This is a genomic window from Polaribacter tangerinus (genome assembly GCF_038024095.1).
GTDB lineage: Bacteria > Bacteroidota > Bacteroidia > Flavobacteriales > Flavobacteriaceae > Polaribacter > Polaribacter tangerinus.
Genome location: NZ_CP150668.1, coordinates 1,539,961 through 1,559,410 on the forward strand (window position 1 = coordinate 1,539,961; position 19,450 = coordinate 1,559,410).

General features: G+C 31.5%; 20 protein-coding genes and 1 tRNA gene. 11 read left to right on the forward strand and 10 right to left on the reverse strand.

The window, feature by feature from the left end:
• Window position 1: 1 nt before the first annotated feature.
• A complete protein-coding gene (locus WHD54_RS06740) occupies window positions 2-1,267 on the forward strand; it encodes an MFS transporter (protein WP_088324170.1) in 1,266 nt (421 codons plus the stop codon).
• Between the two features lie 57 nt (window positions 1,268-1,324).
• Here the strand turns inward: WHD54_RS06740 and WHD54_RS06745 are convergent, their stop codons facing one another.
• Together WHD54_RS06745 and WHD54_RS06750 are read right to left on the reverse strand one after the other, a co-directional pair.
• A complete protein-coding gene (locus WHD54_RS06745) occupies window positions 1,325-1,660 on the reverse strand; it encodes a hypothetical protein (protein WP_088324169.1) in 336 nt (111 codons plus the stop codon).
• 166 nt (window positions 1,661-1,826) lie between these two features.
• Window positions 1,827-3,476, reverse strand: a complete 1,650-nt coding sequence (locus WHD54_RS06750; RefSeq protein ID WP_088324168.1) for a glycerol-3-phosphate dehydrogenase/oxidase — start codon at window positions 3,474-3,476, stop codon at window positions 1,827-1,829.
• 121 nt (window positions 3,477-3,597) lie between these two features.
• On the opposite strand from WHD54_RS06750, the gene WHD54_RS06755 reads away from it, so the two are divergent.
• Entirely contained in the window at window positions 3,598-4,038 is a 441-nt protein-coding gene (locus WHD54_RS06755) for a fructose 1,6-bisphosphatase (RefSeq protein WP_088324167.1), read from the forward strand.
• A 175-nt stretch (window positions 4,039-4,213) separates the two neighbouring features.
• Complete coding sequence (locus WHD54_RS06760; protein ID WP_088324166.1) at window positions 4,214-5,686, forward strand: Na+/H+ antiporter NhaC family protein; 1,473 nt, start codon at window positions 4,214-4,216, stop codon at window positions 5,684-5,686.
• Between the two features lie 198 nt (window positions 5,687-5,884).
• Here the strand turns inward: WHD54_RS06760 and WHD54_RS06765 are convergent, their stop codons facing one another.
• Genes WHD54_RS06765 through pheS form a run of 4 tightly spaced genes read right to left on the reverse strand, consistent with a single transcriptional unit; the run spans window position 5,885 to window position 8,041 of the window.
• Entirely contained in the window at window positions 5,885-6,280 is a 396-nt protein-coding gene (locus tag WHD54_RS06765) for a hypothetical protein (protein WP_088324165.1), read from the reverse strand.
• Window positions 6,281-6,292: 12 nt separating this feature from the next.
• Window positions 6,293-6,712, reverse strand: coding sequence for an META domain-containing protein (locus WHD54_RS06770; RefSeq protein ID WP_158211820.1), 420 nt, complete (start codon window positions 6,710-6,712; stop codon window positions 6,293-6,295).
• Between the two features lie 52 nt (window positions 6,713-6,764).
• Window positions 6,765-7,022, reverse strand: coding sequence for a hypothetical protein (locus tag WHD54_RS06775; protein ID WP_088324163.1), 258 nt, complete (start codon window positions 7,020-7,022; stop codon window positions 6,765-6,767).
• Window positions 7,022-8,041 (reverse strand): phenylalanine--tRNA ligase subunit alpha, encoded by a 1,020-nt coding sequence (gene pheS / locus WHD54_RS06780; RefSeq protein ID WP_088324162.1) that lies wholly within the window; start codon window positions 8,039-8,041, stop codon window positions 7,022-7,024. Before pheS ends, WHD54_RS06775 begins: the two co-directional genes overlap by 1 nt.
• A gap of 194 nt (window positions 8,042-8,235) precedes the next feature.
• On the opposite strand from pheS, the gene gdhA reads away from it, so the two are divergent.
• The 3 genes from gdhA (at window position 8,236) to WHD54_RS06795 (ending at window position 11,160) form a co-directional block, all read left to right on the forward strand.
• A complete protein-coding gene (gene gdhA, locus WHD54_RS06785) occupies window positions 8,236-9,591 on the forward strand; it encodes an NADP-specific glutamate dehydrogenase (protein ID WP_088324161.1) in 1,356 nt (451 codons plus the stop codon).
• 103 nt (window positions 9,592-9,694) lie between these two features.
• Entirely contained in the window at window positions 9,695-10,324 is a 630-nt protein-coding gene (locus WHD54_RS06790; RefSeq protein WP_088324160.1) for a LysE family transporter, read from the forward strand.
• A complete protein-coding gene (locus WHD54_RS06795) occupies window positions 10,315-11,160 on the forward strand; it encodes an alpha/beta hydrolase family protein (protein WP_198943158.1) in 846 nt (281 codons plus the stop codon). The genes WHD54_RS06790 and WHD54_RS06795 overlap by 10 nt, the downstream gene beginning before the upstream one ends.
• 78 nt (window positions 11,161-11,238) lie before the next feature.
• Here WHD54_RS06795 and WHD54_RS06800 read toward each other — a convergent pair.
• Window positions 11,239-11,312 (reverse strand) — tRNA-Ala (locus WHD54_RS06800).
• 66 nt (window positions 11,313-11,378) lie between these two features.
• Here WHD54_RS06800 and dinB point away from each other — a divergent pair.
• The 5 genes from dinB to WHD54_RS06825 are packed head-to-tail and all read left to right on the forward strand — an operon-like array spanning window position 11,379 to window position 16,574.
• Complete coding sequence (gene dinB, locus WHD54_RS06805; protein WP_088324159.1) at window positions 11,379-12,461, forward strand: DNA polymerase IV; 1,083 nt, start codon at window positions 11,379-11,381, stop codon at window positions 12,459-12,461.
• A gap of 50 nt (window positions 12,462-12,511) precedes the next feature.
• A complete protein-coding gene (locus WHD54_RS06810) occupies window positions 12,512-13,621 on the forward strand; it encodes an NAD(P)/FAD-dependent oxidoreductase (protein ID WP_088324158.1) in 1,110 nt (369 codons plus the stop codon).
• Entirely contained in the window at window positions 13,622-14,758 is a 1,137-nt protein-coding gene (locus tag WHD54_RS06815) for an NAD(P)/FAD-dependent oxidoreductase (RefSeq protein WP_088324157.1), read from the forward strand.
• Between the two features lie 49 nt (window positions 14,759-14,807).
• Window positions 14,808-15,518 (forward strand): methyltransferase domain-containing protein, encoded by a 711-nt coding sequence (locus tag WHD54_RS06820; protein ID WP_088324337.1) that lies wholly within the window; start codon window positions 14,808-14,810, stop codon window positions 15,516-15,518.
• A 3-nt stretch (window positions 15,519-15,521) separates the two neighbouring features.
• Complete coding sequence (locus WHD54_RS06825) at window positions 15,522-16,574, forward strand: type III polyketide synthase (RefSeq protein WP_088324156.1); 1,053 nt, start codon at window positions 15,522-15,524, stop codon at window positions 16,572-16,574.
• A 67-nt stretch (window positions 16,575-16,641) separates the two neighbouring features.
• Here the strand turns inward: WHD54_RS06825 and WHD54_RS06830 are convergent, their stop codons facing one another.
• From WHD54_RS06830 to WHD54_RS06840, 3 genes are read right to left on the reverse strand one after another with little or no spacing between them, the layout of a single operon-like run.
• Window positions 16,642-17,406: a UDP-2,3-diacylglucosamine diphosphatase gene (locus WHD54_RS06830; RefSeq protein ID WP_088324155.1), complete on the reverse strand. Its 765-nt coding sequence runs from the start codon at window positions 17,404-17,406 to the stop codon at window positions 16,642-16,644.
• A gap of 15 nt (window positions 17,407-17,421) precedes the next feature.
• Window positions 17,422-18,993, reverse strand: coding sequence for a S41 family peptidase (locus WHD54_RS06835; protein WP_088324154.1), 1,572 nt, complete (start codon window positions 18,991-18,993; stop codon window positions 17,422-17,424).
• Window positions 18,986-19,411 carry a deoxycytidylate deaminase gene (locus WHD54_RS06840; protein ID WP_088324153.1) on the reverse strand — a complete coding sequence of 142 codons (426 nt, stop codon included), beginning with the start codon at window positions 19,409-19,411 and terminating at the stop codon, window positions 18,986-18,988. Before WHD54_RS06840 ends, WHD54_RS06835 begins: the two co-directional genes overlap by 8 nt.
• Between the last annotated feature and the right edge of the window lie 39 nt (window positions 19,412-19,450).

The following is a 19,450-nucleotide window of genomic DNA, read 5'->3' on the forward strand; positions in this document are numbered from 1 at the left end:
AATGGCAAAGAACGATCCGTATGCAGCTCTTAAAATAAAAGAATTCAATATTTTTTTATTTGTTAGATTTCTTCTTGTTTTTGGATGGTCTATGCAATTTATAGTTATAGAATGGCAGGTATATTCTATAACAAAAGACCCTCTTTCTCTCGGAATTATTGGTTTAATGGAAATAATTCCTGCATTTTCTATGGCACTCTTTGCAGGCCATATTGTAGATCAAAAAGAAAAGAGAAATTTGTTAGCTGTTTGTACTGCTGCTTTTTCATTAATAAGTTTAATGCTTTTTATTTTAACCACAGACACTATAACTCAAAGCTGGGAAATTAATAGCATTTTATATTCAATTTATGCATTGGTGTTTTTTGGTGGTTTTTTACGTTCTTTCTTTGGTCCAACTATTTTTTCTTTAGTAGCCTTGTTGGTTCCTAAAAAAATATATCATAATGCGGCAACATGGAGCACCAGTACCTGGAAAACCGCTGCCGTTTCTGGCTCTCTAGCAGCCGGATTTTTAATTAGTGGTATTGGTGTAGATTATACTTTATTACTCGTATTTATTTTAGTTATTCTTTCTTTAATTTTTACCTTTTTTATTCAAAAGAAACCAATTTTAAACACCAATATTGGCGAACCAATGGCACAGAGTTTAAAAGCAGGCTTGCGTTTTGTTTTTAAGAATAAAGCTATTTTAGGGGTTTTAACATTAGATATGATTGCTGTATTATTTGGCGGAACGGTGGCAATTTTATCGGTTTTTGCACAAGATATTTTAAAAGTGGGTCCTGAAGGTTTTGGCTTATTAAACGCTTCCATTTCTATGGGAAGTATAGTAACAATGTTTTTAACAACTTATATACCTATCAATAAAAAAACGGGCAAAAAAATGTTGATTTCTGTGTTTTTATTTGGTGTAAGTATTATAGCATTCGGACTCTCTTCTATATTTTGGGTAAGTGTATTGGCTTTGTTTGTAAGTGGCGCAGCAGACGGAATATCTATGGTAATTCGTCAAACAATATTACAATTAAAAACACCCGATGAAATGCGTGGTCGAGTGTCTTCTGTAAATTCTATGTTTGTTGGTTCTTCTAATGAGTTAGGGGCTTTTGAAAGTGGCTTGGCGGCTAAAATTATGGGCCCAGTAGCAGCAGTTGTTTTTGGAGGTACTATGACATTAATTACCGTAGTTACAACGGGAGTTGTAAATCCTACGCTCAGAAATTTAGACTTAACCAACGAAATAGAAGAAAACGAAAAGGCATAAAAAAACCGTTTTCTATTTCATTAAAAAACGGTTTTAATTATTAGTTTCTAAAAATAACTACTTATTGATTTTAAGAGAAACGATTGTTTTTATTTTCATTTTTTCTCCTGTTTCTTCTCCATCATCATCTGTAATTGCTACTTCTTTTTCTAGCCAAGTTAATTCGAAGTTTTTACCAATATAGCTATCTTCATATAAATCTATTTCTATGGCATCATCAAAATCATAAAAAAGGAATTCTTTTTTATTTTTATCTACAAATTTATAATAATCATCTTCTGTAATTCCTAAATAAGTAGCTGTTAATTTGTTTAAATTCTGATTTTCTTTAACTGAAAAAGAAAATGATATAGCAATAAATAGCAATAATGCTAAGGAAAGTATTTTTTTCATTTGGTATTAATTTTAATTTTTTAATGAATATTCGCCATTCTTTTTCCGAAAAGAACTTGCGTAATTGCGGTGGTAAAAGAGCTATATATTCATAGGCCTTAAAATTAATATTTGGGTATAGTAAATATAAATTATTTTTTTATGATATGTAAAAAAAGTGCCTTTTTTATTCTTTAAAAGTTTGTGCAGTTTTTATATGTTTTTCTAGGTCTAAACGGTGTTTTTCTGTAATTTCTTCACTCCAAGAAAAGGTGTCTTTAAAAAGCGCTAAAATTGCTTCTTTGTGAGTGATAACACTTGGCATATCAAAAAATAAACGACCAGTTCTTCTCATAAAAAAGTCTGTTGGTGTACATGCCATTTCATTTTCTATACAGAAAATAGCCTCTGCTTTAAGCAATCTTTCTGGGATGTTTTCATCAGTAGCATCATCAAATTTTTGTAAAATGTTATCCGTTTGTTTACCATAATTATAAACTAAATATTCGGCATCTATTCTAGTAAAATCAACCTCATTTATTCTGTTATGAACTGCATCAATATAACTCTTTACCTCTAATGTATTTTTAAATTGACCACCAGAAAGCACAATTTCTTTGGTTTTAATTTCCCCAAAAGTTGTATCGTATTGCTTTTCATATTTTTTTGCCACTACATCTACAATTCGTTCTGCCATTTTTCGGTATCCTGTAAGTTTTCCTCCTGCAATAGAAATAAGATCAGAATCTGAAACAAAAATTTCATCTTTTCTAGATAGTTCAGAGGCAGATTTTCCTTCTTCATGAATTAAAGGACGTAAGCCAGCCCATGACGATTCTACATCTTCAATATTTAAATTAATATTAGGAAACATATTATTCACAGCAGAAATTAAATAAGTAGCATCTACCAAACTGGTGTTTACATTGTCTTTATCGTCTTGATAATTAGTGTCTGTTGTTCCAAAATATGTAACTTTTCCTCTCGGAATCGCAAACATCATTCTTCCGTCTGGCACATCAAAATATACCGACTGTTTTACAGGAAATTTGTGATGAGGCACCACCAAATGCACGCCTTTGGTTAAGTGTAACCTTTTACCCGTTTTAGACTTGTTTGTTTGTCTTAATGTGTCTACCCAAGGCCCAGTAGCATTTACAACGTATTTTGCATTAATACTATATTTATTATCTGTTAAACTATCTTTTACAGTAGCACCAACAACTTTATTATTTTTATAAATAAAATCAGTTGCCTCTGTGTAATTTATAATTTTGGCTTGGTAGTTTAGTGATGTTTTTAAAACTTCTATCGTTAATCTAGCATCATCTGTTCTATACTCGGCATAATAACCTGCACCATTTAGTATTTTTTTTGGTAGTAGAGGTTCCTGAGTTAAAGCTTCTTTTTTTGTAAGCATTTTACGTTTGTCTTCTCCTTCTACAGCAGCCAAAATATCGTATACTTTTAAACCAATTGAGGTTAGCCAAGACCCGTAAGTTCCTCCTTCAATTAATGGCAATATCATTTTTTCTGGCAACACTAAATGAGGAGCTAATTTATGAACAATTGCTCTTTCTGTTCCTACCTCTTTTACCAGCCAAAAATCGAATTGCTTTAAGTAACGGAGTCCGCCATGAATAAGCTTTGTAGATTTGCTAGAGGTTCCAGAAGCAAAATCATTTTTTTCTATTAAGGCAACTTTCATTCCCCTAGAAGCTGCGTCTAAAGCAATGCCAGCCCCTGTTATACCACCACCAATAATTAATAAATCGAAAGTGTTGTTTTGAAGCTCTGTAATGGTTTCCTTTCTGTTGATAGCTGAAAAAAGATGCATGAATATGTTTTATATTTAAGTAATAATTAAGCGTTACCAAAGTACAAAAATCTAAAAGAAACGTTTTGTTTTTTTAGTGATTTTAGACATTTTTTTTTACCTTAGATAAAAATACCTTAATATGTCTATATCTGATATTTATCCAAGTGGAAAACACAAACAAGAAGTGGGGCATTTTGCTAATATTGTAAAAATAGCAAAAGCCGACGGCAATATTTCTAACGAAGAAGAAATCGTTTTAAACAGAGCCAGTAAAAATCTAAATATTACTCCAGAGGAATATGCTGCTATTATAGAAAACCCCGAAAAATTTCCTATTAATCCACCGATAGATTATGACGAAAGAATAGAGCGTCTGTATCGTTTGGCAAAAATGATTTTAGCAGACGGAGAAGTGGCGCCAATAGAACTAAAATTAATGGAAAAAATTGCTGTTGGATTAAACTTTTCTAGTAATAATTCAGAAAAAATATGCGAAACTGCTGTTTCTTTAGTGCTGCAAAATAACGATTTAGACGATTTTACTTCAGCTATTAAAAAAGTTAATAAAAGCGATTCTTAGAACAAGTAGTTATCTTTTATTTTTTGTAAAAAAAGTTGCAATTACTAGAAATCAACTGAAAAATAATTGTTGTATTTCTTAATACTTTGAACAGAACATTTGTTTACAAAAAGCAACGGTATAATTTTGGTTAAATAGTTACAATTTTCTTACCTTTCCACAAAAACATTTTTTTATGGAATACGGTTTCTTATCAGTAATACCACCCATTATTGCCATTGTTTTAGCACTAAGAACTAAGCAAGTTTATATTGCATTATTGTTTGGTATTTGGTTTTCGTGGTTTACTATTAAAGGATGGAATCCTTTAGAGGGAACTTTGGCTATGATAGAAGGAATGGTGGCTGTTTTTAAATCAGAAGGAAACACAAGAACCATTATGTTTAGTGCATTGGTTGGTGCTTTGTTACTTTTTATTCAATACTCAAGAGGTGTTGAAGGTTTTGTAAATATTATTAATAAGAAATTAGTAAAGCTAGAGCAAAAAAGTACAGGTTATAGTAGAGTTATGGTACAAGTTTTAGCTGCTGTTACAGGCGTATTGCTTTTTGTAGAAACAAGTATTAGCTCTTTAACGGTAGGTACTTTATACAGACCAATTTTTGATAAGTTAAAAATATCAAGAGAAAAATTGGCATACATTGCAGACGCTAGTTCTGCACCTTCTTCTATATTAATTCCTTTTAATGCATGGGGAGCATTTATTATGGGTCTTTTACTTACCCAAGAAATAGACAAGCCTTTTGCAGTAATGATAAGCTCTATTAAGTACAACTTTTATCCTTTATTAGCGCTGCTTATATTGTTTATAGTTATCCTTATAAAGAAAGATTTTAGGCTGATGAATAAAGCAGAAAAAAGAACACAATCTGGGGTTATAATGAATGAGGGAGCTACACCAATGGTTTCTGATGAAATTACCTCCTACCCGCCAAAAGAGGGCGTTCCTGCTAGAGCTTACAATATGATTGTTCCTTTACTAACTATGGTTTTAATGATGCCAATAAACCTTATTTATACTGGCTGGAGCTCTGTTAAAGAAAGCACTTCTACCTTAGAACATATACAACAAGCAATAGGAGCAGGATCTGGTTCATCGGCAGTTTTGTATGCTGTTATTACTGCTATACTAGTGGCAATTTCAATGTATTTTATTCAAGGAATTTTAAAACCTAAAGAAGCGGTAGATTTAACCTTAAAAGGAATAAGTGAGTTAATGCCATTAGCATTACTTATGTTGTTGGCGTTTTCTATTGGTGATGCATGTAAAGAGTTAGAAACAGGCATTTATGTAGCAAATGCTACAAAAAGTTGGTTGTCGCCAGAATTATTACCAGCCGTAGTTTTTTTAATAAGTTCTTTTATTGCTTTTTCTACTGGAACTTCATGGGGTACTTTTGCCATTATGATAGCAATAGCTGTTCCTATGGCAAATATTCATGACGCTGATATTACAATTGTAATAGCAGCAACTTTAGGAGGAGGAATTTTCGGAGACCATTGTTCGCCAATTTCAGATACTTCAATAATCTCTTCAATGGCTTCTGCCAGCGACCACATAGATCATGTAAAAACTCAATTACCGTACGCGTTGTTTGGTGGTGTAGTAAGCATTATTTTGTATTTAATTATTGGGTTTTTAATGTAGTTTTCCCATACAGTTTGTTATTCTGTGGGAATCTCCAGCAGAGGTTTTAAGAGTTGTTGTTTACACTTATGTGAGTCCCTTTCAGGGAGATAAACAGTTTTCCCATACAATTTGTCATTCCGTAGGAATCTCACTCACAGCTTTTAAGAGTTGTTGTTTACACTTATGTGAGTCCCTTTCAGGGAGATAAATAGTGTGCTACTTTGCTAATACACCACGCTTTTTTAATTCAGGTATTTCTCTTAAAGCACCTTCCTTTACCGTATTTTCTTTAAATACGAATGTTTTTTCAAATAAGGTATTTCCTTCAAAAAAAGAAACTTGAAATCGATTATTTAGTTGAAAAAGTGCTGGTTGCATAAATTCAATTCTTGCGAAAGAGTTTGCAGGAAGTTTTTCTATCTTTTTGCGTAATAAAGAGGTTGTTTTATGCTCAGAAAAGCCTTGAGAAACAATAACAACCATTTCTAAATCAACGTTTTTATTATTCATTAAATATACATTCCAATCATGGGTATTGTAAATGTAGTTAAATTCGAAAACAACAGCCATTTTTAGTCCAGTTACCTCTGGTATTGTTATGTCTTTTTTCAATTTTAATGTTTTTTATTTTTTTCTAAATGTAAGAAGTTTTTCTCCTGAATCATCTAAAAGAGTCAAGGTTGAAGAGTTAACTAAATAATTAGATGTTTTTTGTAATAGATTGTTAAATGCATCTGGTATTTTCATATCAAAACACAGCCTTTTTGTTTCGCCAATACCAAAAATTTGAAGAGAATTATTTGTATGAAGCTGTAGGGAACCAAAAAAATTATTACAGCCATTAGAGCCGGATATTTTGTCGTTATCAATGGTTAAAAAAGGGTTGTTTTTAACAGGAAGCTCTACATTGATATTGCTTATTTCTAAAAGCGTCCAAGTTCCATTAATATCAAAATAATCTGATTTTTCAGTAAGGTTGGTGTCTGAATTTGATCCACAAGAAATCATAAAAATTGTACACAAAGTTAAAACGATATTTTTCATTGTACTTGTTTTAGAAAGATAAATCAAAAAGTATACCAATGATTCTTTTAAATTACCAAATGTTGTAAAAATCTTCTTTAGAAATTTCTGTACCATCACAATCTTCAATTGTTAGGGTATGTTCACCTAAATTTCCAAAGGTATCTTTTGGGTTTTCTTCACTATATTTTAGAACTTTACCGTTTTGATACACTGTAATTTGTTTTAGAATTTTAGCATCATTATTGGTTTCAAAATACCAGGTAGAGTTTCCCCAATTAGAGTATTCATCGTCTCTGCCTTCGTCCCAAAACTGTGAAAAATAGTGCATTATAAAACCGATTTAAATTGCTCTAAAAAGCGCTTATCATTTTCGTAAAACATTCTAATATCTGGTATTTGATATAATAACATTGCTATACGTTCTATTCCCATACCAAAGGCATAACCAGAGTATTTTGTAGGATCTATATTTGCGTTTTTAAGTACATTAGGGTCTACCATACCACAGCCCATTATTTCTAACCAACCGGTGCCTTTGGTAATTCTATAATCGGTTTCTGTTTCTAATCCCCAATAAATATCTACCTCTGCACTAGGTTCTGTAAACGGAAAATAAGAGGGACGCAACCTAATTTTAGATTTACCAAACATTTCCTTTGTAAAGTAAAGAAGGGTTTGTTTTAAATCTGCAAAAGAAACATCTGTATCTATGTACAAACCTTCTACTTGATGAAAAATACAGTGTGCTCTAGCAGAGATATCTTCATTTCTAAAAACTCTACCAGGAGAAATTGTTCTTATTGGTGGTTTGTTTTCTTCCATATAACGCACTTGTACAGAAGAGGTGTGTGTTCTTAAAAGAATATCTGGGTTTTGCTCTATAAAAAAAGTGTCTTGCATGTCTCTTGCCGGGTGATATTCTGGTAAGTTTAGTGCGGTAAAATTATGCCAATCGTCTTCAATTTCTGGGCCTTCAGAAACTGTAAAACCAATTCTGTTAAAAACGTCTATAATTTGGTTTTTTACTAAAGATATTGGATGTCTAGAACCCAATTCTATTGGTTCAGATGGGCGAGTTAAATCGCCATAAAAGCGCTTGTTTTCTGAGGTGCTTTCTAGAGAATTAGTAAGGTCTTTTACTTTGTTTTCTGCAGATTTTTTTAGCGTATTTAGTGCCTGACCAAAATCTTTTCGCATTTCAGCGTCAACATTTTTAAACTCAGCAAACAGCTCTTTTAAAAGTCCTTTACTTCCTAAATATTTAATTCTAAATGCTTCTATTTCTTCCTTAGTGGTTGCTTTAAAAGCATTTACATCGCCAATAAGTTCTTTTACTTTGTGTAACATTTGGGTAAATTATGCGACAAATTTAGTGATTTTTTTAGGGTTTTATCAACCAAATAGTAAGAAAAGGATATACACAAACGAAATCGATTGAAATATAGAATTGTACAGAATAAATAAAAAATCTTTTTTTATTTGCGAAATTAAAAATTAAGTATCTTTGTACTACTAAATTTTTATTAATCTCATAAATAATTATGGCTGAAAGTACAGAGTTAAAAATTAATGAGTTTATGGAAATGGTTAAAACTAGAAATAACCATGAGCCAGAATTCTTACAAGCGGTTCAAGAAGTTGCAGAAACTGTGATTCCTTACATCGTAAAAAACGATATTTACCATGGTAAAAATATTTTACTAAGAATGGTAGAGCCAGAAAGACTAATTTCTTTTAGAGTTTCTTGGGTTGATGATGCAGGAGAAATCCAAGTAAACAGAGGGTATAGAATTCAAATGAATTCTGCTATCGGACCTTACAAAGGAGGTTTACGATTTCATCCAACAGTAAATGCAAGTATTTTAAAGTTTTTAGCTTTTGAGCAAGTATTTAAAAATTCTCTAACAACACTACCAATGGGTGGTGGTAAGGGTGGTTCTGATTTTGATCCGAAAGGAAAGTCAGATAACGAAATAATGCGTTTTTGTCATTCATTTATGAGTGAGTTATTCAGACATATAGGACCTAATACCGACGTTCCTGCAGGAGATATTGGTGTAGGAGCAAGAGAAATTGGTTATATGTTTGGCAAGTATAAAAAGTTACGCAACGAGTTTACAGGGGTTTTAACGGGTAAAGGTGCCTCTTGGGGAGGTTCTTTAATTAGACCCGAAGCCACAGGTTACGGAACTGTATATTTTGCACAAAATATGCTACAAAGAAAAAATGATTCTTTTACTGGTAAAAAAGTAGTAATTTCTGGTTCTGGAAACGTGGCACAATTTGCTGCAGAAAAAGCACTAGAATTAGGCGCTACGGTTTTAACATTATCAGATTCTAGTGGTTATATTTTTGATGAACAAGGCATTAACACAGAAAAGTTAAAGCATATTATGTTTATTAAAAACGAAAAAAGAGGTAGAATAAGTGAATATTTAGAAAAATATCCGGAAGCAAAATTTGTTGCAGGAGGTAGGCCTTGGTCTGTAAAATGTGATATTGCATTGCCATGTGCTACTCAAAACGAGTTAAATGGAGAAGAAGCAAAAATGCTGGTAACAAACGGTTGTATGTGTGTTTCTGAAGGAGCCAATATGCCTTCTACACCAGATGCTATTCACGAATTTCAAAAAGCAAAAATATTATTTGCTCCCGGAAAAGCAAGTAATGCTGGTGGGGTTGCTACTTCTGGATTAGAAATGAGCCAGAATTCGTTACGCCTTAGTTGGTCTCGTAAAGAAGTAGATGAAAGGTTGAAGGATATTATGGAAGATATTCACGATTCTTGCGTACAATACGGAGAAAATGAAGACGGAACTATAGATTATATTAGAGGAGCAAATATTGCAGGTTTTGTAAAAGTAGCCGATGCAATGTTGGCCCAAGGTGTCGTTTAATATTAATATATATTTAAATTTAAAAACGCATTAAAATTAATTTTAATGCGTTTTTTTGTATTTGCTGTTTTACAATAATCCTTATAGTTGTTATTTTTACAATATGATTTTATTAAGTCACTTTTTCTTTGGTTTTCTGTTCTCTTTTATAGGATCAATAACACCTAGCATGTTAAATATGACAGCGCTAAAAATTAGTTTAGAAAAAGGACAACAAAAAAACAATTGGTATGCTATTGGTGTTGCAATTTTTGCTATTCCTCAAATAACAGTAGCTGTATTTTTAACCAATTACATTATTGAAAGGCCTACTATTTTAGAAACGATAGAAAAAGTAGGAATCTTTATATTTTTAATTTTGTCTGCTTATTTTTATAAATTATCTAAAAAAGAGAATAAACAGTTAGAAGGCCACACTAATTTAAAAAGCAATCCTTTTTTAACCGGAATTATATTGTCTTTATTAAATGTTTTTTCGGTTCCTTTTTTTTGTGGATTAATAGTAGGTTTAGATTATTTTAACCTTTTTAGTTATGAGCTATTACCAGTAACTTTTTTTTCTTTTGGAGCAGTAGTAGGAACTTTTTATATTTTATATTTATATGGAAAGTTTTCACATACAATTCGAAAAAAAACAGGAAAACTAACAAAAAATATACATTTAATTTTGGCTATTATTACGGGTTTTGTGGGCATTTTTACACTACTAAAATTATTTTTTAAATGGATATAAAACGAACTCAAAACTTTACAATTAGTGGTAAACATCAAAAACCTATTGTAGCAGATGTTTTTTATACTGCTAACAAAACACCCAAAAAAATAGTTGTTTTTTGTCATGGTTATAAAGGATTTAAAGATTGGGGCGCTTGGAATTTAATGGCAGAAACTTTTGCCAAATCGGGTTTTTTCTTTGTAAAATTTAATTTTTCTCATAACGGAGGAACTGTTAATAACCCCATTGATTTTCCAGATTTAGAAGCTTTTGGAAACAATAACTACACTAAAGAATTAGACGATTTAGAGACTGTTTTAGATTGGCTATTTACACAAAAAACTTACCAAAAAGAAGTTAACACATCGCAAATATGCTTAATTGGGCACAGCAGAGGAGGAGGTATTGTAACTATAAAAGCTGCAGAAGACAATCGGATAAAAAATCTTATTTCCTTGGCTGGTGTATGCGATTTTGAAAAAAGAACAAGTACTGTTGGAGATTTAGAAGACTGGAAAAAGAATGGTGTTAAATATGTTGTAAACGGAAGAACAAAGCAGCATATGCCTCATTATTATCAGTTTTATGAAGATTTTATTGCTAATAAAAATCGTTTAGACATAAAAAAAGCAACCCAAAAAATTAGCGTACCACACTTAATAATTCACGGGAATAAAGATACAGCTGTTTTGATAGACGAAGCGAAAAAGTTGCACAAATGGAATCCTAAAAGCAGTTTAGAAATAATTGATGATGCCAATCATGTTTTTAATGTTTCTCATCCTTGGAAACAAGAAAAAACATCTGTTGAACTAGAAAAGGTAACAAATTTGTGTATTAATTTTTTATCCTAATACTATTAGTTTTTAATACTGAAATAGAAAATTTTATCAATAAAACAACAACAAGTTATTTTTACTTGCCTTATTTTGTGGAGCATATCGGATTCGAACCGATGGCCTCTACGCTGCCAGCGTAGCGCTCTAGCCAACTGAGCTAATGCCCCTTCAAAAAGGAAATTAAAAGTAAGCATTTTTAGAATATCAAACACCAATTTTTGTATTTTTAATTTATGAAATTGGAGCCACCTTATCGTAAAATTATACATGTAGATATGGATGCTTTTTACGCATCTGTGGCAGCGTTAGACAATCCTAATTTAATAGGAAAAGCAATTGCAGTTGGTGGTAATGAGCTTAGAGGTGTGGTATCTGCTGCAAGTTACGAAGCAAGAAAGTTCGGTGTAAAATCTGCCATGAGTGGTTTTTTAGCTAAGCAAAAATGCCCTCATCTTATTTTTGTAAAACCAGATTTTAAGAGGTACAAAGAAATTTCTTTAAAAATAAGAAGTATATTTTTTGAATATACAGATCTTGTAGAACCTTTATCTTTAGATGAAGCTTACCTTGATGTAACCGAAAATAAGAAGGGAAACCCTTCGGCTAATGATATTGCTAGAGAAATAAGAGCGCGTATTTTAGAAGAAACAGGCCTTTGTGCATCTGCAGGCATTTCTATAAACAAGTTTTTGGCAAAAGTTGCTTCAGACATTAATAAGCCCAATGGTCAAAAAACAGTTCATCCGAATGAAGTTCTTCAGTTTTTAGAAGATTTACCAGTAAATAAGTTTTATGGAGTAGGCAAAGTTACCGCTGCAAAAATGTATAATTTAGGAATTTTTACAGGAAAAGACTTAAAAGAAAAGTCATTAGAAACCCTTATGAAGTTTTTTGGTAAATCTGGCAAACACTATTACAATATTGTAAGAGGAATTCATAATAGCGCGGTAAAACCAAATAGAATTAGAAAGTCTCTGGCCGCAGAAAGAACTTTTAGAGAAAATATTTCTTCTGAAATTTTTATGCTAGAAAAACTCGAAAAAATTGCTGATGAGTTAGAACGAAGAATGATAAAAAATAACACTCGAGGAAAAACAGTTACATTAAAAATTAAATATTCCGACTTTACTCAGCAAACCAGAAGCAGAACAAAAACTACTTTTATGCAAACTAAAAAAGAGTTTTTTCCGTTGGTAAAAGAGTTGTTGTTTCAGGAAAAATTAACAAATTCGGTTCGTTTATTAGGAATATCTTTCGGAAATTTAAACACCGAGAAAAAACTACCTGTTTGGGTACAGTTACAGTTTGAGTTTTAGTGACTAACAAACCTAAAAAGTTTTTTATTATTAACCTACACATCAAAACCATGAATTATAGTTATTGGGAATTAAAAGAGTGGTTTTCTAACATCGATTTTACTATAATAGGAAGTGGTATTGTAGGTTTAACTTGTGCTTTAGAGCTTCGAAAAATTCACCCAAAAGCACGTATTTTAATTTTAGAAAAAGGAGAATTGCCTCAAGGAGCAAGTACAAAAAATGCAGGTTTTGCGTGTTTTGGTAGCGTGTCTGAATTATTAGACGACCTAAAAAATCACTCAGAAGAAAACGTTTTTAATTTAGTAGCAAAACGTTGGCAAGGCCTACAGTTACTTAGGCAAAACCTGGGAGACAAAAACATTAATTTTCAACAAAATAAAGGCTTTGAATTATTTGAAAATAATGAGTTCTACGAAATGTGCGTTTCTAAAAAAGACGTATTAAATAAACTGTTATATCCTATCTTTAAAAATGATGTTTTTACCGTTACTAATAACAGGTTTCATTTTAAAAATGTACATGAAAATTATTTGGTTAATAACTACGAAGGTCAAATAGATACGGGTAAAATGATGCATACATTATTGCAAAAAGCGATGAAAGCATCTATAAAAATAATAAACGGAATTACGGTATCATCCTTCGAAGATATAAATGAAAGTGTGGTTATTCATACAGATAAAATTACTTTTAAAACAAGTAAATTATGCCTCGCAACTAATGGTTTTACAAACCTAATTTTAAACGAAAAAGTAACACCAGCAAGAGCACAGGTGCTAATTACAAAGCCCATAAAAAACTTGGCTATTAAAGGAACATTTCATTTAGATAAAGGGTATTTTTATTTTAGAAATATAGACAATAGAATCCTTTTAGGAGGAGGAAGAAACTTAGATTTTACAGCAGAAGAAACTACAGAATTTGGTAAAACACCTCTTGTACAAAAGGCCTTAGAAACACTGCTAAAAGAAATAATCTTGCCAAATACACCTTTTGAAATAGAGTATTCTTGGAGTGGAATAATGGGGGTTGGTAAAAAGAAATCTCCTATTGTAAAGCAACTGTCTAACCATGTTTTTTGTGGAGTACGTTTAGGCGGAATGGGCGTTGCTTTAGGTAGTTATACAGCAAAAGAATTGGCAGAATTAATAGGTTAAATGAATAAAGAAAATAAATTTACAGATGTTGTAATAGTTGGAGGAGGTTTAGCCGGACTTTGTAATGCAATACATCTTTCTAAGTTTAGAAAAAAAGTTATACTAATAGAAAAGAATGTGTATCCAAAACATAAGGTTTGTGGCGAGTATATTTCAAATGAAGTTTTGCCATATTTAGAGTTTTTGGGAATTAATCCGTTCGATTTTGGAGCTGTAAAAATTAACGAATTTCAACTTTCCACAACCAAAAATAAGTTAATAACTTGTAAATTACCGTTAGGAGGTTTTGGAATTTCTAGATTTCAATTAGATTTTATTTTATCTGAAAAGGCAAAGAAAAACGGGGTAACTATTTTAAAAGATACTGTTACAAATACTTGCTTTAAGAGTAATCTATTTACAACAGAAACAAAAGAAAATGGCTTATTTACCTCTACATTTGTTCTTGGCGCTTTTGGTAAACGTTCTTTATTGGATGTTAAAATGAACCGTAAATTTATAAAAAAGAAATCGCCTTATTTAGGAGTAAAAATTCATGTTCAAGGAAATTTTTCTTCAAATTTAGTAGCTCTTCATAATTTTAAAGGTGGTTACTGTGGAGTTTCTAAAGTAGAAAACAATCTTATCAATTTGTGCTATATTACCGACTTTTCATCTTTTAAAAAGTACAAAAACATTGATGAATTTCAGGAAAAGGTAGTTTTTAAAAATACGTTTTTAAAAGAAGTTTATAAAAATTCAACTCCTGCTTGGGAGAAACCGTTGTCTATTAGTCAAATTTCATTTGAAACAAAAAATCCTGTAGAAAATAATATTATTATGTGTGGAGATGCAGCCGGAATGATTCATCCGCTGTGCGGAAACGGAATGAGTATGGCAATACAGTCTGCACAAATAGCGTCTAAACTGATTCTAAATTACTATGAAAGAAAAGTTACCTCTCGAAAAGAGTTAGAAAAAGAATATATTAGACAGTGGAATAAGCAGTTTAAATGGCGTTTAAAGGCAGGACATTTTATTGCAAAGTTGTTTAGAAATGATAAAATTGCTAGCTTTTTATTACTAGTTTTAAAAAGAATACCTTTCTTATTACCTATTATTATTAAACAAACTCACGGAAAACCAATTAAAGTATAGCCTAAAAAAGTAAAAATTTTATAAAGCAATTTTATAAATTTAAATGAAAATGGATTTATTTATTCAAACTAAAAAGCGAACAGACAAAGAAGAGTTAATGGACGATTTTTCTATTGGAGGCGATTTGTTACGGGATACTTTAGATAAACTAGAAAATATAAATAGGTGGTTGGGAGGAAATAAAGTTACCATTAAAGGACTTAAGACCATTTTAAAAAATGCAGATAAGACTAAAGAAATAACAATTGTAGATATTGGTTGTGGCCATGGAGATATTTTAAGAGATGTGGCAAAATTTGGCAGAAAGAACAACTATAAATTTAATTTAATAGGCATTGATGCTAATCCGGCAGCTATTTTATATGCAAAAGAACTTTCTAAAGATTTTTTAGAAATTACCTTTGAAACGCAAGATATTTTTTCGAGTGCCTTTAAAAATAGAAAGTTCGATATAGTTTTAGCTACCTTATTTTTACACCATTTTAAAGAGCCCGTATTAATTCCCTTTCTAGAGAATATTGTAAACCAAGCAAAAATTGGTGTTGTTGTAAATGATTTACACCGACACAAAATAGCCTATTATTTGTTTTTTTTATTGTCGCTTTTTATATCAAATAAAATGATTGTTGAAGACGGATTAACCTCTGTATTAAGAGGGTTTAAAAAAATAGAATTAAAAAAGATGTCTAGTATAATTGGTGTAAAACCCATTGTTTCTTGGAAATGGGCTTTTCGTTATTTATGGATTTTAAAAAGATAATTTATGAGTGTAAAAATTACTTCTGTTGCAAAGCAATTGCCAAAATTTTATAGAGAAACTAAAGACATTATTCCGTTTGTACAACTATGGATGCAAGGTCAAGAAACTCGTTTTCAAAGAAAGGTTATTAAACTTTTTGAAGGTGCAGGCGTAGACAAACGTTATTCTATTATGGATCCGGAAGAGGTTTTTACCGCAACTTCTTTTCAAGATAAAAACGATATTTATAAGAGAGAAGTTACCGAATTAGCAGAAAAAGCACTCCAAAAATCATTAGATAAAGCTGCATTAAAACCGACAGATATCGATTATATTATTTCTGTAAGTTGTACCGGAATTATGATTCCGTCTGTAGATGCATATTTGATAAATTCTTTGGGTATGAGGCAAGATATTGTGCGTTTACCAGTAACAGAAATGGGTTGTGCAGCAGGAGTTTCGGGAATTATTTATGCTAAAAACTTTTTAAAAGCAAATCCGAATAAAAGGGCTGCTGTAATTGCCGTAGAAGCACCAACGGCAACGTTTCAGTTAGATGATTATTCGATGACAAATATTGTTAGTGCTGCAATTTTTGGCGATGGTGCCTCGGCAGTAATTCTGTCTTCTTACGAAGAAGATAAAGGACCAAAAATTATAGACGAAGCAATGTATCATTTTTATGATGCTACTAATATGATGGGTTTTAAATTGGTTAATACAGGTTTGCAAATGATTTTAGACAAAGCGGTTCCACAAAAAATTGCCGACCATTTTCCTGCAATTGTTCATCCTTTTTTAGAGAAAAATAATTTATCAATAGCGGCAATAGATCATTTAATTTTTCATCCCGGAGGGAAAAAGATTGTGCAAACTGTAGAGGATTTATTTGGTGTTTTAGGTAAAAATATAAACGACACAAAAGAAGTTTTACGACTATATGGCAATATGTCTAGCGCAACTGTTTTATATGTTTTAGAGCGATTTATGGATAAAAACCCTGCACCAAATACCTATGGGTTAATGTTGAGTTTTGGACCAGGTTTCTCTGCTCAACGTATTTTACTAAAGTGGTAAAATGCAATTGTTAATACGTATTTTTTAATCAATAAATAGCAATTGTTATTAACTGAAACGTATTAGTTTATGGCGTATTTTTTAAAAGCTTAAATGTTTTTTTAAATTCACCATAAGTAAAATACTGAATCCAATCGCCCAGGTTTATATAGGTAGAATTTTCACTTAAAGCAATTTCTAACGGCAAGTGTCTGTGTCCGAAAATAAAGTAATCGTAGTGTTTTTCGGTTAATTTTTTCTTACAATATTGAACAAGCCACTCATTGTCTTCGCCCAAAAAGCGTGCGTCTTCATCACCAGAAATTAACTTATTTTTTACAGACATGTACTGCCCAAGCTGTACGCCAATATCTGGATGAAGCCATTTAAATACCCATTTAAAAAAAGGAAAGGTAAAAACTTTTTTCATTCTCTTATAGCCAATGTCTCCCGGACCTAAACCATCACCATGACCAATTAGAAATATCTTATTATTGATAACAAATTCTATAGGACTATGAAATACGGGTATGTTTAGCTCTTTTTTAAAATAGTCTTGCATCCATAAATCATGGTTTCCAACAAAGAAATAAATAGGGACTCCAGCGTCTTTAATTTCTGCTAATTTACCTAGAGTTCTTACAAACCCTTTCGGAACAACTTTTTTATACTCGAACCAAAAGTCAAACAAATCTCCTAATAAAAATATGGCTTCTGCTTGGTCTTTAATTTCATCTAACCAAGCAACAAACCTTTTTTCTCTTGGCAAACTTTCTTTAGCAGAAGGAGCGCCTAAGTGTTGGTCTGAGGCAAAAAAAACTTTTTTATTTTCGGAGGTCGTTATAGAAATCATTTATACAAAGAAACGTTATTCCTTTTTAGTTTCCAACTCTAATACTTTTAATAGCATTTTATCTTCTATGTGTGTGGTTCTGTAGAAGCCAACATCTCCAAAAAGAATGTTTGCAACTGCAGTTTTTAAGTATTTCTGAATACTTTGTTTTGTTTTATTAGCAAAAGGATTTTTATTTTTTAGCGTTTTTAGGTATTTTTTATAGACTTTTTCGTCTTTATCAAAATTATCTAAAAAAGCATTGATAGTCCATTTTTCTAATTTTTTTCGGTTATTATCTACATATTCAAAAGCAAAATCATTAAGAGTGTTAAAGTAAAAACGATGCATATAGTCTGTTGTATCGATAGGTACAAAAACGTCTGGTACAATACCGCCACCGCCATAAACAATTTTTCCCTTCGGAGTTTTAAACTTCAAAGAATCTACAATTTTTATACTGTCTTTGTTTAGTAATTCTCCGTTTTCAAACCTTTCTTCGAATTCTCTAAAATAATTTTTATTAGTTTGCTTTTTGTAGGGTTTTTGTATAGATCGTCCTGTTGGGGTATAGTACCTCGCAGTAGTTAACCTTACAGCAGAGCCGTCTCCTAAATCCATTTCTACCTGTACTAGTCCTTTACCGAAAGAGCGTCTTCCTATAATAGTACCTTTGTCATTATCTTGTAGTGCTCCTGCAACAATTTCAGAGGCAGAAGCAGATTCTTCGTCAATTAAAACATATAAGCCACCGTTTTCAAAAACGCCTTTTTTTGTGGCAAAAGATTTATTTACTATTCCTTTATTATTTTTTGTAAATACAATTAGTTTTTTATCCTCTAAAAACTCATCAACAATACTATTGGCAATATCTATAAAACCACCACCGTTTCCACGAAGATCTAAAACTAAATTTGTCATACCGTTTTTTAAAAGGTCATTCAAAGAAGATTTAAATTCTGTGTACGTATTTCGTGCAAATCTATTTAATTTTATATAGCCAAGCGAGTCGTTTATCATGTATGCTACATCTACACTTTTTATATTTACATTACCACGAGTTACCGTAACATTAAAAAGAGAATCGTTACTTTTTCTGTAAATTTGTAGGTTTACTTTGGTATTCGGAGCACCTTTTAAATATTTAGGAATACTATTACTAAATAAATTTTTACCGAATAAAGTGTCTTTATTCGCCATTAAAATTCTATCTCCGGCTTTAATACCAACTTTAATACTAGGGCCATTTTTTATGGGTTGTATTACGGTAATTGTGTCTGATATTAACCTAAACTGTACTCCAATCCCTACAAACTTACCTTGCATGTTTTCTTGAATAGCTTGCAGATTTTCTTTTGGAATGTAAACAGAATGTGGGTCTAATTCGCCTAACATTTCTCTTATTGCACCATCTAAAAGGTTGTCTGTACTAACATTGTCTACATAATCATTTTCAATAAAATTGATGAGTCTTTTTATTTTTTGCTCTTGCGACGATTTTTTAGAAAAAGAAAGTAAACTTTTACTATTTCCGTTAAGAGATAAGCCAATAACAACTCCGAAAACAACAGCGATAGATAGGTAAAAAGGGGTGTTTTTTTTATTCATAAGGCAAGTAAGATATTTGTACTCCAGCTTTTTCTAAAAAAGCAATTCCCGAGGTGTCTCGGTAAGAATTGGCATAAACAACTCTTTTTATACCTGCTTGGTGAATGAGTTTGCTGCATTGTGTGCAGGGCGATAAAGTAATATAAAGAGTAGCTCCTTTTGCAGACTGTGTAGAGCTAGCTACTTTTAAAATAGCATTTGCTTCTGCATGTAAAACTTCCCATTTAGTAATACCGTTTTCATCTTCGCAACAATTATCGAAACCAGTTGGAGTACCATTAAAACCATCTGAAATTATCATTCTGTCTTTCACTATAAGCGCCCCTACTTGTTTGCGTTTACAGTGCGATAATTTTCCCCATTCGTAAGCCATTTTTAAATAGGCTTTATCATATTTTAATTGTTTTTCTGCTGTCATAAGCTCGAAAGTAGCAAGTTTTTAAATACTTAAAATTTA

Bases quoted from the DNA above. Each gene is read 5' to 3' on its own strand.
- WHD54_RS06825 (WP_088324156.1), top strand. From the start codon at position 15,522: ATGAGTGTAAAAATTACTTCTGTTGCAAAGCAATTGCCAAAATTTTAT.
- WHD54_RS06840 (WP_088324153.1), bottom strand. From the start codon at position 19,411: ATGACAGCAGAAAAACAATTAAAATATGATAAAGCCTATTTAAAAATG.
- WHD54_RS06740 (WP_088324170.1), top strand. From the start codon at position 2: ATGGCAAAGAACGATCCGTATGCAGCTCTTAAAATAAAAGAATTCAAT.
- WHD54_RS06810 (WP_088324158.1), top strand. From the start codon at position 12,512: ATGAATTATAGTTATTGGGAATTAAAAGAGTGGTTTTCTAACATCGAT.
- gdhA (WP_088324161.1), top strand. From the start codon at position 8,236: ATGGCTGAAAGTACAGAGTTAAAAATTAATGAGTTTATGGAAATGGTT.
- WHD54_RS06790 (WP_088324160.1), top strand. From the start codon at position 9,695: ATGATTTTATTAAGTCACTTTTTCTTTGGTTTTCTGTTCTCTTTTATA.
- WHD54_RS06745 (WP_088324169.1), bottom strand. From the start codon at position 1,660: ATGAAAAAAATACTTTCCTTAGCATTATTGCTATTTATTGCTATATCA.
- pheS (WP_088324162.1), bottom strand. From the start codon at position 8,041: ATGTTACACAAAGTAAAAGAACTTATTGGCGATGTAAATGCTTTTAAA.
- WHD54_RS06775 (WP_088324163.1), bottom strand. From the start codon at position 7,022: ATGCACTATTTTTCACAGTTTTGGGACGAAGGCAGAGACGATGAATAC.
- WHD54_RS06760 (WP_088324166.1), top strand. From the start codon at position 4,214: ATGGAATACGGTTTCTTATCAGTAATACCACCCATTATTGCCATTGTT.
- WHD54_RS06815 (WP_088324157.1), top strand. From the start codon at position 13,622: ATGAATAAAGAAAATAAATTTACAGATGTTGTAATAGTTGGAGGAGGT.
- WHD54_RS06820 (WP_088324337.1), top strand. From the start codon at position 14,808: ATGGATTTATTTATTCAAACTAAAAAGCGAACAGACAAAGAAGAGTTA.
- WHD54_RS06770 (WP_158211820.1), bottom strand. From the start codon at position 6,712: ATGAAAAATATCGTTTTAACTTTGTGTACAATTTTTATGATTTCTTGT.
- WHD54_RS06750 (WP_088324168.1), bottom strand. From the start codon at position 3,476: ATGCATCTTTTTTCAGCTATCAACAGAAAGGAAACCATTACAGAGCTT.
- WHD54_RS06830 (WP_088324155.1), bottom strand. From the start codon at position 17,406: ATGATTTCTATAACGACCTCCGAAAATAAAAAAGTTTTTTTTGCCTCA.
- WHD54_RS06755 (WP_088324167.1), top strand. From the start codon at position 3,598: ATGTCTATATCTGATATTTATCCAAGTGGAAAACACAAACAAGAAGTG.
- WHD54_RS06795 (WP_198943158.1), top strand. From the start codon at position 10,315: ATGGATATAAAACGAACTCAAAACTTTACAATTAGTGGTAAACATCAA.
- WHD54_RS06835 (WP_088324154.1), bottom strand. From the start codon at position 18,993: ATGAATAAAAAAAACACCCCTTTTTACCTATCTATCGCTGTTGTTTTC.
- dinB (WP_088324159.1), top strand. From the start codon at position 11,379: ATGAAATTGGAGCCACCTTATCGTAAAATTATACATGTAGATATGGAT.